General features: G+C 64.4%; 16 protein-coding genes. 4 read left to right on the top strand and 12 right to left on the bottom strand.

The genetic code is table 11. The annotated features are described in order from the left end of the window. Positions 1-26: 26 nt before the first annotated feature. From truA to WCZ84_RS00750, 9 genes are all read right to left on the bottom strand, one after another. Complete coding sequence (gene truA, locus WCZ84_RS00790; protein ID WP_372684346.1) at positions 27-833, bottom strand: tRNA pseudouridine(38-40) synthase TruA; 807 nt, start codon at positions 831-833, stop codon at positions 27-29. Between the two features lie 12 nt (positions 834-845). After that, entirely contained in the window at positions 846-3,299 is a 2,454-nt protein-coding gene (locus tag WCZ84_RS00785) for a FimV/HubP family polar landmark protein (protein WP_372684345.1), read from the bottom strand. Further along, positions 3,300-4,427 carry an aspartate-semialdehyde dehydrogenase gene (asd, locus tag WCZ84_RS00780; protein ID WP_372684344.1) on the bottom strand — a complete coding sequence of 376 codons (1,128 nt, stop codon included), beginning with the start codon at positions 4,425-4,427 and terminating at the stop codon, positions 3,300-3,302. 43 nt (positions 4,428-4,470) lie between these two features. Beyond that, complete coding sequence (gene leuB, locus WCZ84_RS00775; RefSeq protein WP_372684343.1) at positions 4,471-5,547, bottom strand: 3-isopropylmalate dehydrogenase; 1,077 nt, start codon at positions 5,545-5,547, stop codon at positions 4,471-4,473. A gap of 44 nt (positions 5,548-5,591) precedes the next feature. Next, a complete protein-coding gene (gene leuD / locus WCZ84_RS00770) occupies positions 5,592-6,239 on the bottom strand; it encodes a 3-isopropylmalate dehydratase small subunit (RefSeq protein ID WP_372684342.1) in 648 nt (215 codons plus the stop codon). Positions 6,240-6,241: 2 nt separating this feature from the next. Continuing rightward, the gene (leuC, locus tag WCZ84_RS00765) at positions 6,242-7,651 is read right to left on the bottom strand and encodes a 3-isopropylmalate dehydratase large subunit (protein WP_372684341.1); all 1,410 of its coding nucleotides are present in this window, start codon (positions 7,649-7,651) and stop codon (positions 6,242-6,244) included. 122 nt (positions 7,652-7,773) lie between these two features. Continuing rightward, the gene (locus WCZ84_RS00760) at positions 7,774-8,592 is read right to left on the bottom strand and encodes a M48 family metallopeptidase (protein ID WP_372684340.1); all 819 of its coding nucleotides are present in this window, start codon (positions 8,590-8,592) and stop codon (positions 7,774-7,776) included. After that, entirely contained in the window at positions 8,589-9,647 is a 1,059-nt protein-coding gene (gene aroC / locus WCZ84_RS00755) for a chorismate synthase (protein ID WP_372684339.1), read from the bottom strand. The genes WCZ84_RS00760 and aroC overlap by 4 nt, the downstream gene beginning before the upstream one ends. 44 nt (positions 9,648-9,691) lie before the next feature. Beyond that, positions 9,692-10,066 (bottom strand): DUF2069 domain-containing protein, encoded by a 375-nt coding sequence (locus WCZ84_RS00750; RefSeq protein WP_372684338.1) that lies wholly within the window; start codon positions 10,064-10,066, stop codon positions 9,692-9,694. Positions 10,067-10,110: 44 nt separating this feature from the next. Here WCZ84_RS00750 and WCZ84_RS00745 point away from each other — a divergent pair, with 44 nt between their 5' ends. Then, complete coding sequence (locus tag WCZ84_RS00745; protein WP_372684337.1) at positions 10,111-11,370, top strand: YihY family inner membrane protein; 1,260 nt, start codon at positions 10,111-10,113, stop codon at positions 11,368-11,370. Between the two features lie 34 nt (positions 11,371-11,404). Beyond that, entirely contained in the window at positions 11,405-11,881 is a 477-nt protein-coding gene (locus tag WCZ84_RS00740; RefSeq protein ID WP_372684336.1) for a CBS domain-containing protein, read from the top strand. Here WCZ84_RS00740 and dusA read toward each other — a convergent pair. Further along, positions 11,818-12,804: a tRNA dihydrouridine(20/20a) synthase DusA gene (dusA, locus tag WCZ84_RS00735; protein WP_372684335.1), complete on the bottom strand. Its 987-nt coding sequence runs from the start codon at positions 12,802-12,804 to the stop codon at positions 11,818-11,820. The genes WCZ84_RS00740 and dusA overlap by 64 nt on opposite strands. Positions 12,805-13,058: 254 nt before the next feature. On the opposite strand from dusA, the gene WCZ84_RS00730 reads away from it, so the two are divergent. Together WCZ84_RS00730 and WCZ84_RS00725 are read left to right on the top strand one after the other, a co-directional pair. Then, on the top strand, positions 13,059-14,033 hold the full coding sequence (locus WCZ84_RS00730) for a homoserine kinase (protein WP_372684334.1): 975 nt from the start codon (positions 13,059-13,061) through the stop codon (positions 14,031-14,033). Next, positions 14,030-14,833 (top strand): BPSS1780 family membrane protein, encoded by an 804-nt coding sequence (locus tag WCZ84_RS00725; protein ID WP_372684333.1) that lies wholly within the window; start codon positions 14,030-14,032, stop codon positions 14,831-14,833. Before WCZ84_RS00730 ends, WCZ84_RS00725 begins: the two co-directional genes overlap by 4 nt. Here the strand turns inward: WCZ84_RS00725 and WCZ84_RS00720 are convergent. Together WCZ84_RS00720 and WCZ84_RS00715 are read right to left on the bottom strand one after the other, a co-directional pair. Continuing rightward, the gene (locus tag WCZ84_RS00720) at positions 14,794-15,111 is read right to left on the bottom strand and encodes a DUF192 domain-containing protein (protein WP_372684332.1); all 318 of its coding nucleotides are present in this window, start codon (positions 15,109-15,111) and stop codon (positions 14,794-14,796) included. The two genes, WCZ84_RS00725 and WCZ84_RS00720, sit on opposite strands and share 40 nt — an antisense overlap. A 62-nt stretch (positions 15,112-15,173) precedes the next feature. Further along, entirely contained in the window at positions 15,174-16,031 is an 858-nt protein-coding gene (locus tag WCZ84_RS00715; protein ID WP_372684331.1) for a type II secretion system F family protein, read from the bottom strand. Between the last annotated feature and the right edge of the window lie 3 nt (positions 16,032-16,034).

Here is a 16,034-nt window from a genome sequence, read left to right as displayed (position 1 = left end):
TGGCCTCGGTAATCCCCCGAGTATGCTCAAAAATGCAGGGCGACGTGACGCGCCAGGGCCTGCATGGGGGCCAGCAGCGGCAGATCAGGGTGCGCCGGGTAACCGACGTGCGCCAGATACAGGCCATCGGGCATGAAAGTCGGCGCCGCGAGGCGGCGGTCGCGCTGTTCGAGCAGATCCGCCACCCAATCCGGCGGTCGACGCCCACGTCCCACCATGAGCAGCGCGCCCATCAGGTTACGCACCATGTGGTGCAGGAAGGCGTTGGCACGGAACTCGAACAAAAGCCAACCGGGCCGATCGTAAATCACCAGGGCCTGTAGCGTACGCACCGGGCTGGCGGCTTGACATTCGGCCGAACGGAACGCACTGAAATCGTGCTCGCCCACCAGGTACTGGCCCGCCCTGCGCATGGCCGCAGCGTCGAGCGCGTCATGCACCCAACCGGCGCGTCCACGCATCAGGGGCGAACGAACCGCGGCACTGTTGAGCAGATACAGATAGGTCCGGCTGCGGGCGGCGAAGCGGGCGTGGAAGTGCGCCTGAACCGGATGGGCCCAATGCACGGCCACGGAGTCGGGCAGCAAGGCATTGAGCCCGCGCACCCAGGATTCCATCCGGCGCTCGGCCTCGACGTCCACGTGGATCACCTGCTGCAGCGCGTGCACGCCCGAATCCGTGCGCCCCGCGCAGACGGTCGGGCAGCGGGCACCCCCAAGAAAACGCTGTAATGCCGTCTCTACGGCATCTTGTACGCCCCTGTGATCGGGCTGGGTCTGCCATCCGTGCCAACCGGTGCCCTGATAGGACAAGCCCAGAGCGATGCGCGCCACGGGGACCCTGCCCTATTTGAGATCGAGGTCGATGTCGCGGATTTTCTCACTGACCATGGCATGCGTTTCGCTCGAACGCAGGGCCGCCGCCTCGCGCGCCTTGCTGGCCCGGCGCAGTACCCAGGCAATGATCAGAACCAGCAGCGCCAGGATGCCCGATACGACCTTGACGGCATGCTGCTGCCACCACGATCCCGTTTCCGCCACAGCCGCACCGGGCGTGGCCGCTGCGGCCCTGGAGGACGAGTCGGCTGGCGCGGGCAACTGGATCGCTCCGGCCCCCCCACCTTGCGCCCCCTCTGGCCCGCCCCCCGGCGCGCCGGAAGACACCCCCGTGGCGCCCTCTGTGGCGCCCGCCACGCCTGCGGCCTGCGTTGCAGCCGCCGGGGCTGCAGCGCCTGCAGCCGAGCCCGTTATGCCGGCACTGCCCGATGAATCGGTGGCACCCGCCGGTTGCGACTCGCCGACGGTGGGCGCTGCACCGCTGGTGGCCTGCCCCCCCGCCGTGCCCGCCGATTTTGCATCCGTGCCGTCGTTGGCACCTACGGCCTCGGCACCCGCGCCGGGCGCGAGACGCTCTGAGTCAGCCGCCTGCATCGTGCCAACCGGACTGCTGGTATCCTTCGTGCCGGCATCCGCACCGACATCCACCTTCGCATGGGTATCCGCACCGACATCCACCTTCGCATGGGTATCCGCACCGACGTCCGCCTTCGTACCGGCGACATCGACCCCCGGACCGGCTGCATCGGGTTCAGCACCCATGGAACCGGAAACGGCGGCGGCTGACTGATCGGCGGCCTGCGCACCGGCGACGTCCGTATCTGCGACGTCCGTGTCTGCGGCATCCGAGCCTTTTGAGGATTCATCCGAAGGATCGCCGATCACGTCGGCCAAATGGCCCAGGGAGCTTCCCAGCGCCTCGACCCCCTGCACGATGGCACTGCGGGCCGCCTCACCCTGCGACTTGAGCGCCTGATCCAGGTTCTTGATATTGTCTTCAAGCTGGCTGATACGGGATTCGGCTTCTTCCAGGGCGTGCTGACGCGCCGTGACGGTGTCCGAATCTTTGGCCACGGCCGCTGGGGCAGTGTCGGGTTCCTGGGTGGACGGCGTATCTGCCGCGGAGGGTGCCGAAGCACTGGGCGCGCCTGAAGGGCTGGAGACGGAAGACGTGGCATCGCTCTGTGCCTGGACTGCGGTGCTGGCGGCATCCGTGCGGTCGGATGAAGAAGCCGCGACACCCGATGCGGCGGCCATGGCGTCCTTGGAATCCATGCCCTTCGCAGCCGGACTGCCTACTGCCGATGCTGCGCCGTTCGAGGCCTGGTCATGCGAAGAGGCCGAATCCGACAAGCGGCTGGCAGCAGACTGCGCTGAAGCGGCGGCATCGCTGCGCGCCACCGTGCCCGGCAAAGGGCCGGAATCCGAGAGGACTGAAGGCCGAGAGACGGCATCGGCATCAGCCACTGCAACAGGCCCCACTGCAGCCCCGGCTGCCACCGTGCTGCCCGACGGTGCCGGAGCGGGAGACTGCACCGGTTCGGTCAGGCGCAGGCGGTCTTGTACGTCGGGCACGGTCGCGACGGGTGGCTGTGCAGGCGTTTCTTTGTTGGGCGCCTCGATGGCTTGCGCCTGACTGGCCATGGCCCGATCGATGGCCGCCATACTGGGCACGGAATCGGCCAATGCGCCGCGCAAGCGCTTGAAAGCCGCTACGTGGGCCATGAACTGGCGCCGGGCTTCGGCATCGGAAATGGACAGGATCTCTGCCAGATCGGGCATGTTCAGCGTGGCCCCGGCGCGAACCAGATTGACGTTGTCATGAATGAAGGCGCGCGGGTTGACCCGCTGAAACGCCATCATAAGCTGGTAGATGGAGGCCCCTTGAGGCACCCTGTAGCGACTGATCTTGAACAGATTGTCACCCGGCTTCACCAGGATGGCTTCTGGCCGGACTTGCCCGGCTCGGGTCGTGGCCGAACCATTGCCCGGGCCCGATGCCTGCCCCACGGCAGCCCCTTTGCCCGGTGCGGGAGACACCAGCGATACCTGGTAGCGCTGCTGGCCACTGGCCGTCGACACGTCGAGCAGGAGATCCGCCAGGTCGGCCGTAAAGGGCAGCTTGGAAGACACACGCAGCACCCGCCTGCCTTCCCCGGCTGCAGATGGCGCGATCGAGACCGTCAGGCTGTCTAGCGATACGGGGGGAGTCAGGCCCGCAGCCAGCCATTGCTCGGCCGGCGCGGGCCGGGCCGAGAGCACGCCTTCGTCGGCCGGCGTCAGATCGGATACCGGGATCAGGACGAGAAAAGGCTCGCCGGCGGCAGAGGCCAGGCGTGCATGGCCAAATGATGCGGCATGGACTGCCCCGGCGGCCAGCAGGCTGCTGCCCAGCACCCCGATGGCCAGACAGCCTGTGGAAAGATGACGAAATCGTGACAGGCGGCGGGCCGTGATGTTCATTCAGAGTTCACCCAGAGCGATACGCAACATGCGTCGTAGTGGTTCGGCAGCACCCCACAGGAGTTGATCACCTACGGTGAAGGCGCTGAGGTACTGCGGACCCATGGACATCTTGCGCAAGCGGCCCACGGGAATGGACAGTGTCCCAGTGACCGCCACAGGTGTGAGGTCGCGCATCGAGGACTCTTTTTCGTTGGGGATCAAGCGGGCCCATTCGGTGCCGCCGCGTATCGCCTCTTCGATGTCTTCGAGGGGAAAATCGGCACGCAGCTTGATGGTAAGCGCCTGGCTGTGGCAGCGCATGGCGCCGATCCGTACACACAGGCCGTCGACCGGAATGGGATCCGCCCCGGCCTGGCCGCGCCCCAGGATCTTGTTGGTCTCGGCCCCGCCCTTCCATTCTTCACGCGAGACGCCGTTGCCGAGGTCCTTGTCGATCCAGGGTATCAGGCTGCCCCCCAGAGGCACGCCAAAATTGTCTTGTGGCAGCGTGTCGGCCTGCTGCGCCTGGAGAACGCCGCGGTCGATCTCTAGAATGGCCGATGCCGGGTCGTCGAGCAAAACGCGCACCGACTGATTGAGAATGCCGAACTGGGTCAGGAGTTCGCGCATGTGGCGCGCCCCGCCCCCGGAAGCCGCCTGGTAGGTCATGGTGCTTAGCCATTCGACCATATCGGCCTTGAAGAGGCCGGCGAGCCCCATCAGCATACAGCTGACCGTGCAATTGCCGCCGATGAAATCACGCACCCCGCGCTGGATGGCCGCATCGATGACCGGCCGATTGACGGGATCCAGCATAATCACGGCGTCGTCATTCATGCGCAACGTGCTGGCCGCGTCGATCCACAGACCATCCCAGCCGGACGCGCGCAGTGCCGGATACACGGCCGACGTGTAATCGCCCCCTTGGGCGGACACGATGATCGGAAGTTTCCTGAGCGTGGGGATATCGTGGGCGTCTTGTAGGGGACCCGCCCCGTCTGCCCATTCGGGTGCCCTGCCGCCGGCGTTGCTGGTTGAAAAAAACACGGGCTCAAATAGCGAGAAATCATTTTCCGTGCGCATACGCTGCATGAGTACGGAACCCACCATGCCGCGCCACCCCACCAAACCGACTGCCTGTACCATGAAAACCTGCCCGAAACAAAAAGCGAAATTGCGTCGAATCTGTCTATTTTAATGCTTTCAGCACGGCGTCGCCCATTTCGGTGGTGGATACCCGGGTCGTACCCGGTTCGTAGAGGTCGGGCGTGCGCAGGCCTTGCGCCAGGACATGCCTGACCGCCTGCTCGATGCGCAGGGCTGACGCGGGCTGGTCCAGCGAATATTGCAGCATCATGGCAACGGACAGAATCATGGCCAGCGGGTTGGCCTGGTTCTTGCCCGCGATGTCGGGCGCCGACCCGTGGCACGGTTCGTACAGGCCCTGTCGGCTTGCGTTCAAGGATGCGGACGGCAGCATGCCAATCGAACCTGTCAGCATGGCAGCCTCGTCGGACAGGATGTCACCGAACAGGTTTCCGGTGACGATCACGTCAAATGCCTTGGGTGCGCGCACCAGCTGCATGGCGGCATTATCGACGTACATGTGGCTGAGTTCGACCTGCGGATATTCGCGGGCCACGTCGATCACGGTGCTGCGCCACAGCTGGGACGTCTCGAGCACGTTCGATTTGTCGACACTGCACAGCCTGCCCTGCCGCCGGGCGGCTGCCTGGAAGGCGACGTGGGCAATGCGGCGGATTTCCCCTTGCGCATAGTGCATGGTGTCATAACCCTGTTTCTGACCCGCATACGGCCCATGTTCCAGGATGCGCACGCCGCGCGGCTGGCCAAAATAGATATCCCCCGTCAGCTCGCGCACGATCAGGATGTCGAGCCCCGACACCACGTCCGGCTTGAGCGAAGAGGCATTGGCCAGTTCTTCATAGAGGATGGCGGGCCGCAGATTCGCGAACAGGCCAAGTGCTTTGCGCAGGCCCAGCACGGCTTGCTCGGGCCTCAGGGCGCGATCGAGCTGGTCGTATTTCCAGTCGCCGACTGCGCCGAACAGAATCGCATCGGCGGAGCGCGCCAATTCGAGCGTACTATCGGGCAACGGATGGCCCGATATTTCATAGGCCGCCCCACCGACGGGGGCTTGCTGAAGATCCAGGTCGAGGCCCAAGGCCCCGAGCACCCGCATGGCCTGTTCGGCGATTTCAGGCCCGATGCCATCGCCGGGCAATACAACGATACGAGCAGTCATGTTTCATCCAATGACAGGCACCACGCCGTCGTGGTGGAAAACCATCAGGAAGCCACCTTGGTGAGCCAGGGGTGGCGCGCCAAACGGGCCGCCTCGAAGGCGCGGATCTCGTCGGCGTGCAGAAGCGTCTGGCCGATTTCATCGAGGCCCTGGAGCAGCGACTTCTTGCGATAGGCATCGACTTCGAACGACCACGCGGTGCCATCCGGCGCCGTCACCTGCTGGGCAGCCAGGTCTACGGTGAGCTGAAAACCGGGCGTGGCTTCGACCGCCTTGAACAGACCCGCGACGACCTCCTCGGGCAGAATCACCGGAAGCAGCCCGTTCTTGAAACTGTTGTTAAAGAAAATATCCGCGTACGAGGGCGCGATCAATGCCCGAAAACCAAATTGCTGCAAGGCCCATGGCGCATGTTCGCGGCTGGAGCCGCAGCCGAAATTACGGCGGCACAGCAGGATGGAAGCCCCCTGGTAACGTGGCTGGTTGAGCACAAAATCCGGATTCAGCGGGCGCTTGGCGTTGTCCATCCCAGGCTCGCCATGGTCCAGGTAGCGCAATTCGTCGAACAGGTTCGGGCCGAATCCGGTTCGTTTGATCGATTTGAGAAACTGCTTGGGGATGATGAGATCCGTGTCGACATTCTCGCGATCGAGCGGGGCCACCAGCCCCTGGTGCTGGGTAAAGGCTTGCATAGTCATTCCTGGGAAAAAGAACGTACATCGACAAAATGGCCGGCCACGGCCGCGGCAGCGGCCATGGCCGGGCTGACCAGGTGCGTACGCCCGCCCTGCCCCTGGCGGCCCTCGAAGTTGCGGTTCGACGTGGAAGCGCACCGCTCGCCGGGTTCGAGCCGGTCGGCATTCATGGCCAGGCACATGGAGCACCCCGGTTCGCGCCATTCGAACCCCGCATCCAGGAAAACCCGATCGAGCCCTTCTCGCTCTGCCTGAGCCTTGACCAGGCCCGAGCCGGGCACCACCATGGCGAGCTTCACGCTGCCCGCCACCTGCCGTCCGCGAATCACCGCGGCCGCGGCGCGCAGGTCTTCGATGCGGGCATTGGTGCAAGAACCAATGAATACCTTGTCGATGAAAATATCGGTGATGGCCGTGCCCGGTTGCAGGGCCATGTACTGCAAGGCCCGTTCCATGCCCTTGCGCCGTCCCGGGCTGTCCGCGCCTTGCGGGTCGGGTACCTGCCCACCGATGGACGTCACCATTTCGGGCGACGTCCCCCAGCTGACCTGCGGCTCGATCTGCGCGGCGTCGATCTCGACCACCCGGTCGAACGCCGCATCCGGGTCCGAATGCAGGGTCTGCCAGTAGGCTACGGCCTGGTCCCACAAGGCGCCTTCAGGGGCATACGGGCGGCCCTTGAAATAGTCGATGGTGGTTTGATCCACCGCGATCATGCCTGAGCGGGCGCCGGCCTCGATGGCCATGTTGCAGATGGTCATGCGGCCCTCCATGGAGAGCGCGCGCACGGCGCTGCCACCGAATTCGATGGCATAGCCTGTTCCGCCCGCGGTGCCGATCTGGCCGATCACGTACAGAATCAGGTCTTTTGCCGTACAGCCAAAAGGCAGGTCGCCCTCGACCTTGACCAGCATATTGCGGCTCTTTTTCATGAGCAGGGTCTGGGTGGCGAGCACGTGCTCGACCTCTGAGGTGCCAATGCCGAAAGCCAGAGCCCCCATCGCGCCGTGCGTGCTGGTGTGGGAGTCGCCACACACCACCGTCATGCCCGGCAGGGTCGCCCCCTGCTCGGGCCCGATGATGTGCACGATGCCTTGGCGCGGATCGTCCATGCGGAATTCGGTGATGCCCCAGGTCTCGCAGTTTTCGTCCAGCGTCTCGACCTGCAGGCGCGAGATCGGGTCCTGGATCCCCTGGCTGCGGTCCGTCGTGGGCACATTGTGATCGGCCACTGCCAGATTGGCGGCCACGCGCCAGGGCTTGCGCCCGGCCAGCGTCAGGCCTTCGAAGGCCTGGGGGCTGGTGACCTCGTGGACCAGATGCCTATCGATGTAGAGAATGCAGGTACCGTCGGGCCCCTGATGCACTACGTGGGCGTCCCAAAGCTTGTCGTACAGTGTTTGTGACATGATCGTGAACTCGAAATTCGTGAATGGTTCATTATGCCAACATCATCGATGCCGACAAGACCACCGATGATACTGGTATCAGCAGTACCCCTCTTTCCGGCGCGGGCCAGGGCCACCTGGGATCAACGCTTCTGGTACAGCGGCATCACTTGTTGCGCAGCGCGCTCGAGATCCTGGATGCGGCTTTGCGAAGAAGGATGGGTCGACAGGATCTCGGGTGGCCCGCCCGCCGAGACCCGCCCCATTTTCTGCCACAAGGACACCGCCGCATGAGGGTCGTAGCCCGCGCGCGCAGCCAGTTCGACCCCCATGCGATCCGCTTCGGTCTCGTGGGAACGGCTGTTGGGCAAGGTAAACATCACGTTGGCCAGCGTGCTGCCCAGATCGGCTGTCGCCTGGCTGCCGGTCACGGCCGCGAGAACCGACAGGCCGATGCCAGTGGCCATTTGCTGGGACACCTGCTCGCGCGCATGTTCGCGCAAGGCGTGCGCGATCTCATGGCCCAGTACAGCCGCCAGCTCGTCATCCGTAGGATTGAGCTTGTCGATCATCCCCGAGTACACCGCCATCTTGCCCCCAGGCATGCACCATGCATTGACGTCGGGCGAACGCAGCAGATGGACTTCCCAGTTCCAGGCCGCGGCGTCGGGCCGAAAGACGCCCACCTGGGCGATCAGCCGGCGCGCGATGTTCTGCACGCGCGCGGCTTGCGCGGCGGGCGTATCGAGCGCACCCTGCGCCCGGGCCTGCGCCAGCACCTGCGCATACTGCTGGGCGGCCTGCTGTTCGAGCTGCGCCTCGGACACCAGGCTGGTCATGTATTGTGGACGCTGCACGCCCACCAGGCCCGATCGAGTGGTCTGCACCGGTGCGCAAGCAGCCAGCAGCCCGCTGACTGCCAGGATCGAGCCAAGCCGGCGAATCAATCGTCGCGTCATCATCCGCATTGCCCCCTGTGACGCAGGGCGTGGTCCATGAGCACGATGGCCAGCAAGGCCTCGGCAATGGGTGTGGCGCGAATGCCGACGCAGGGATCGTGACGCCCCAGCGTCTGCACCATGACCGGTTCGTGATTGCGGTTGACCGAGCGCCGTTCGATGCGAATGCTGGAGGTCGGCTTGATGGCCAGCGACACCCGCAGGGGCTGGCCCGAGGAGATCCCGCCCAGCACACCGCCGGCCTGGTTGGAATAAAAGCCGTCGGGGCCAAGTTCATCGCCCTGCTCGGAACCGCGCAAGGTCACGCAGTCGAATCCGGAACCCAGCGATACCCCCTTGACGGCGTTCAGCCCCATCATTGCATGGGCGATGTCGGCATCCAGGCGATCATAGATCGGCTCGCCCCAGCCTGCGGGCACGCCTTCGGCACAGACCTCGATGCGCGCGCCAATCGAATCCCCCGAACGGCGAAGCTGGTCCATGAACGCCTCGAGCTCGGGCACCAACGCCGCGTTCGGCGCATAAAACGGGTTTTGCGATACGGGCTCCCAGGAATCGAACGGGATTTGGATGGGCCCCAATTGGCTCATGTAGCCTCGAATCACCACGTCGTGGTTTTCAAGCAGCCATTTTCTGGCGACGGCGCCTGCCGCGACGGTAGGCGCCGTCAGGCGCGCCGAGGAACGCCCGCCGCCCCGTGGGTCGCGCACGCCGTATTTTTTCCAGTAGGTGTAGTCTGCGTGGCCGGGCCGAAACGTGTCGGCGATGTTCTTGTAATCGCGGCTGCGGGCATCCGTATTGCGGATCAGGAGCCCGATGGGCGTACCGGTAGTGACGCCTTCGTAGACCCCCGAGAGGATTTCCACCGCATCCGCTTCCTGGCGCTGCGTGACGTGCCTGGAAGTGCCCGGCCGGCGCCGGTCGAGCTGGACCTGGATGTCGGCTTCGGACAGGGCCATCCCAGGCGGACAGCCATCGATGACGGCACCAATGGCCGGCCCGTGCGATTCACCAAAATTGGTGACGCGAAACAGAGTACCCAATGCGTTGCCGGACATGCTTGACCCATGAACAAAACGATCGGGATATTATGGCATTCTTTTCAGGCCTTCCGGCGCAGGCGGGCCGCTTGCTTGGCCGGGCGCACCGCCATAATGGCGCCGAGATACAGCCCCGAGGCGCACACGATTTCAAGCCAGGCCAGGTATTCAGATGCCGCGGACAGGTCTGACCAGGCACGAACCGCCCCTTCCATCAGGTAGAGCAGGCTGAGCATGGCCACCCACTGCAGGGTATACAGTTTGCCCTTGAGCACGCCGGATATGGCAAAGAGCAGCGGCACCCCCTTGAGCGCCCACAGCGACCCCCCGGGGCGCAAAGGCGCCCACCAGAGCTCCCAGCCCGTACACAGGACGATCAGCGCCAACAGGCTGATGCGCGCCAACGCCAGCCAAAACGCAGGTGGATCTGGATTCATGCTGCTATCATCGCCTCAAGGTTCCATGCCACAATCGCTCGCATATGCGCAAAACATTCAGCCTCCCCGGCCCGGTGCTGTCGGCCGAGCGCCGAACCCACATCCTGGACATCCTGAAGTTTACGCTGGAGTTCGCGGCCCGGCGCAAACTGACGCAGGTGGCATCCAGCCTGACCTTCACCACGGTACTCGCAATCGTCCCCCTGCTGGCCGTGGTGCTGGCGCTGTTCACGGCATTCCCGCTCTTTGGCGAATTTCGTCATTCGCTGGAAGCTTTCCTGGCTGACAGCCTGCTGCCGCCGTCGGTATCGGACACCATCGTCACCTATCTGAACCAGTTTGCCGCCCAGGCGTCGGGCCTGACGGCAGTAGGCGGCGCCTTTCTGGTGGTGACGTCGATTCTGCTCATCATGACCATCGACGAGGCATTCAATGACATCTGGCGGGTCGCGCGCCAACGCCCGCTGCGCCAGCGCCTGCTGGTGTACTGGGCCAGCATTTCGCTGGGTCCCCTGCTGGTTGGCGCCAGCCTGTGGGCCAGCGCCGTCGTGATGCGCGAATCGCTGGGTTACATCGCTGCCCTGCCCGACACGTTCATGTTGCTGCTGACCCTGGTGCCGTTCCTGGTCTCTGTGCTGGGGTTCACCGCCCTCTATGTCTTCGTGCCCAATTGCCGTGTGCAATGGCGCGACGCGCTCGCCGGCGGCCTGGGCGCCACGGTGGTCCTGAGCATCATGAAAGGGGCGTTCACCTGGTATCTGACGCAATTCCCCTCCTATACGGTCATTTATGGCGCATTTGCCACTTTGCCGATTTTTCTGTTGTGGATCTACCTGTCGTGGCTGGTGATCCTCATGGGGGCCACCGTGGCGTCCCTGTTGCCGGCCCTGCGCCTGCGCAGCCGCAGTCTTCAGCATCAACGCGGCGCGGGCATTCTACGGGCGCTGGATATTCTCCAGGCGCTCTGGCTGGCGCGTGACGGCAATCCGCCGGGGCTGGATCTGGCCTCGCTCGAAGCCCAATTACAGCTGCACCCAGACGATCTGGACAAGGTCCTGAATGCCTTGCGCGAGTCGGGCTACGCCGTGCCCGTCGCGGATTCAGATCACTGGGTCCTGGCCTGCAATCCAGCCAGCACGGACATCACCCCCGCCGTGGAGCGCCTGCTGCTGGACACCCGCCAGCCCGGCATTCAAGAGTGGCAGCTTCAGGCCCTGTCCGACGCTTTACGGGGTGAAGCCCCGCTGCTGGATCCCCTGTTCACTTCGGCATCTGTCGAAAAACGAACCGATCAGGCACAATAGCAACACGTGTCGATCACGCATCCAGGAGCCCGCCATGCTGAAAGTCAATGAAATCCTGCGCGTCAAGGGCAATGCCTTATATACCGGCACGCCCGATATGCCGGTGCGCAGCGCCCTGGCGACCATGAGCCAGTTCGACATCGGTTCGCTGGTCATCATGGATCACGGGCAGCTGGCCGGCATGCTCACCTTCCGTGAGATCATCCGCCACCTCGACGCCCATCACGGGCAAACAGATGACTTCACCGTACGCAGCATCATGGACGACGCACCGGTCAGCGTTACGCCCAACACCGATGCACATGAAGTCCAGCGCCTGATGCTCGACAAGCATGCGCGCTACATTCCCGTCATGGATGGCCCCACCCTGATGGGGGTAATTTCCTTTTACGACATGGCGCGCGCATTGGTCGAAGCCCAGAAGTTCGAAAACGACATGCTCAAGGCCTACATACGCGACTGGCCGGCAGATGACGCCAGCCCGCCCGCCCGTGCCATAAGACCGGGTTGAAGGGCCCGCCAGGCGTGGCGCACCGCTTGGGGGCCCAGGCGGTTCAGTATCGCGGGGTCGGACAGCATGCGCCGCCACTTGCGGGCGCCCTTGGTGCCCGCGTGCCAGCCCAGCAAGCCGCGCACCAGAATGGGCATGGGCACCCCTTGGGCATGATGCCGGGCCAAGTAGGGCAACAGGGTCTCAAGGATTTCTTCGCGGGCTGGCAGGGGGCTGTGGGGCTCGAGCGCCTGATGCAACTGTGAGAGCACATCCGGGTGATGCCATGCGGCCCGGCCCAGCATGACCCCATCGAGTTGTTCGAGCCAATGCAGACAACTGGCCACGTCAGCCAGCCCCCCATTCAGAACGATGACCGCATCGGGGAAATCGGCCTTCAGCCGATGGGCGTACTGCGGGCGCAGCGGCGGGATCTGGCGGTTTTCCCGGGGCGAGAGGCCCCGCAAGATGGCATTGCGCGCGTGCACGATGAACACCCGGCAACCGGCTTCGTACAGGATACCGACGAAATCACGTACAAAATCATAGGATTCTTCGTGATCCAGCCCCAAGCGATGCTTCACGGTAACGGGCAGGCTGGTGGCGTCTTGCATCGCCCGCACGCAATCGGCCACTTTCAGGGGTTCGGCCATGAGACAGGCGCCGAATGCGCCCTGCTGGACCCGATCCGACGGGCAACCACAATTCAGGTTGATTTCATCGTACCCCCACTGGGCCCCCAATCGGGCAGCCCGCGCGAGATCATATGGATCGCTGCCCCCCAATTGCAGGGCCACGGGATGCTCGGCCGGATCGAAATCCAGGTGCCGTGACGCCTGGCCGTACAGCAGAGCGCCCGTGGTGACCATCTCGGTATAGAGCCGCGCGGTGGGCGCCAGCTGGCGATGAAAGTAGCGGCAATGGCGGTCGGTTACGTCGATCATGGGTGCCACGCAAAGCCGCCAGGCCCCAGGGCGCACAGGATCCGGCGTTGCGCGTCGGGCAAGAGTAGACACAGGCCGTCGATGGTATTTTCAGCAAAGCCTCATTCTACCCTGGACCATCCCGACCAGGGCCGCAGCGACCCCGCTGGTCATTTGGACTAAAATCTTCCATTCCTGGTTTGTCGGCGCGTCATTGACGCCAGGCAGATTCCCTCTCGTCAATCCGCTGCGGCACCTGCCCGCTTTCCTCATCCATGGCCGTTTTCACCCCTGTCAGCAACGACGATGCCTGTACGCTGCTGCTCGAGTACGATCTGGGCAGGCTGGTGGCCCTGCGCGGCATCGCCGCCGGCATCGAAAATACCAACTACTTCCTCGACACTGAACGCGGTGCCTTCGTACTGACGCTGTTCGAAGTGCTGACGGCTGAGCAGCTGCCTTTCTATATCGAGCTGATGCACCACCTGGCGCTGGCCGGCGTGCCGGTCCCACAACCCCAGACCCGATACGACGGCGCCCGCCTCAGCAGGGTATGCGGCAAACCGGCGGTGATCGTCACCCGTCTCTCGGGGGGGTATGAACCCGAGCCCGGGCCCCAGCATTGCGCACTCGCAGGTCGAACCCTGGCCCAAGCCCATCTGGCTGCACAGGATTTCCCCATCCATCAACCCAATCTGCGTGGCCTGGCGTGGTGGCAGGCGACCGCGCCCGTGATACAGGCGTTTCTGAATCCCGCACAACAGACCCTGCTGCACGAATCGCTGGCCGAGCAGGCGGTATTTGCCGCCAGTGCCCTGTATGCGAAATTGCCGTCGGGGCCGGCGCACTGCGATCTTTTTCGCGACAATGTCCTGTTCGATGGCACCTGGGAATCGCCCCGCATGGGTGGTTTCATCGATTTTTATTTTGCCGGTTGCGATACGTGGTTGTTCGATGTCGCCGTCAGTGTGAACGACTGGTGCATTCAGCGCCCGACCGGGCGCTTCATCCGCACGCGCCTGCAGGCATGGCTCGAGGCCTATCACGCGGTGCGTCCATTCAGCCCCGAGGAAGCGGCGGCATGGCCGACCATGCTGCGGGCCGCTGCGCTCCGGTTCTGGGTGTCGCGCCTGCACGACTATTATCTGCCGCGCCCTGCCCAAACGCTCAAACCGCACGACCCGCGCCACTTCGAGCGCATCCTGCGGCTGCGCAGCACGCGCCCCGCCCCTGCCTTGCCCCAACCATGAAACCATTGCAAGCCGCCATCCTGCCGACCCGCGCCGGCTGGTTCTGGATCCAGCAAGGTTATGCGCTGTTCAGACGCCAACCCGTGGCCATGCTGTTCTGGAGCGTGCTCACCAGCCTGTTCATCAATGCGGGCGCCCTGTTTCCGGTCATTGGCCAGGCGATTCTTGTAACGCTGACGCCGACGCTCACGTACCTGACACTCTGCGCCGGCAAACATCTGGCCAACGATCGCCGCATTCTGCCGGGCATGTGGTTCCTGCCGCTGAAGACACCGGGCGTTCTGCGCGGTTTGCTCAGGCTGGGCTGGGCCTGGCTGGTATGCTCCTTCGTCGCGGCGTTCGTAGCGCTGCTGCCGTTCATGGACACCCTGGTCGACCTGATCGATTTGCAGGAAACGCCCGACCTGCAGGCCCTGGCTCAGGCCATGTGGGCGCCGTTGATGCTGTTTGGCCTGATCTATCTGTTCCTTTCGGCCCTGTTCTGGCACGCGCCGGCGCTCGTGGGCTGGCACGCTCTGCCGCTGCGCCGGGCGCTGTTCTACTCGATGGTCGCGTGCTGGCGCAATAAAGGAGCCATCCTGCTGTACATCGTCACGTGGGTCGCAGCTTACCTAGGATTGCACGAATTCATCGGCCTGCTGGCAGCATCCGGCATGAGCGACTCGACCCTGGCCTGGGTCATCCTGCCACTCGACATCCTGATCACCGCACTGCTTTACTGTAGTTTTTACCCCATTTACCGTAGTATTTTTGAAAGCAATCAGGGGGCGTCGATCCGAGACCAGGCCTCGGCAAGCTGAGCCTGCCAACCAGGCATCCGACAATACCCGGCCGGCAGCTCGAGCACGGCGGACGCGCGGACGCACCCAGCCCACCGCCACGGCCGCAAGGATTCATGCTGGCTCAGCACCGCGCCCGCAGGCCCCAGAAACAGGACATCGATGGGGTTGGCCAGGGCCCATGTATGGATCGCATTGCATGACATGAACAACAGGCCACGCGGGCTGTTCCCCCATGTTGACCAAGCGGCCAACCCCAGCCAACGGGCTTTGAAACCCCGCGCCGCAACCAAAGTCATGGGCTGTTGGCTACCCAGCCAGCAAGCCACCTCCTGCGGGCCCAGACCCCGGTGCCGCCCGATCACGGACTGAGCCCCAGAAATTTGACGATGACGGGGAACGCAATGACCAGGAAAGTGCAGGGAAAAATGCATAGAACCATCGGAAACAGTATCTTCACGGGTGCTTCCAGCGCGAGTTTCTCGGCGCGCTGAAAGCGTTCGCTGCGCTGGTGCTCGGCCTGCGCTTTCAGTAGCGGGCCCAGACTCATGCCAAGCCGATCAGCCTGAAGCAGCGCAAAGACCAGATTGCGCACGCCTTGTACATCGGTGTCCTCGGCCCAGCGCTGGAGCCACTCGGCACGGCTTACCCCGGTGCGCTCCAGGCGGACGGCCGCAAACAGACTGGCACGCAACAGGCCTTCAGGCGCCTGCCCGGCGACCTGTTGCAACGCGGCGGACAGGCCCTGGCCCGCCTCGACACACAACGACAGGAGATCCAGCAGGAAGGGCAGCTCGCGCTGCATGGCCAGGCGGCGCGCGGCGATCTGCCGGCGCATTCGCCATTCGGGCCAGAAATAGCCACTGGTGGCGGCCACGATGCCGCCCAGGCCACACGCCCGGGCCGGTGCGTCCAGCCACGCCGCCAGCAGCAGCGCCGCCATGCCAGCCCCCAGCAAGCACAGCAAACGCGCCGCCAGCCATCGGGCCGGATTCCAGCGCTCATCGAGGCCGGCGCGAGGCCCCCACTGGCGCAAATGCAGGCGCATCTTCCAGGTGACCCACGGGCGGCACCAGGGTTCCAGAGCCACGATCCATGGCCACCATGGCGGGGCCGCAGGCTGCGTTTCGCAAACCGGCAGGTTCGCCCATGGCCGCCCCAGCAGCCAGAGCCCCAGGCCCATGGCAAGCGCGGTGAAGGCGAGGCTGGCCCAGAGCATGGG

Source organism: Castellaniella sp. (genome assembly GCF_041675725.1).
GTDB lineage: Bacteria > Pseudomonadota > Gammaproteobacteria > Burkholderiales > Burkholderiaceae_B > Castellaniella.
This window is presented reverse-complemented; position numbering and strand designations above follow the sequence as displayed.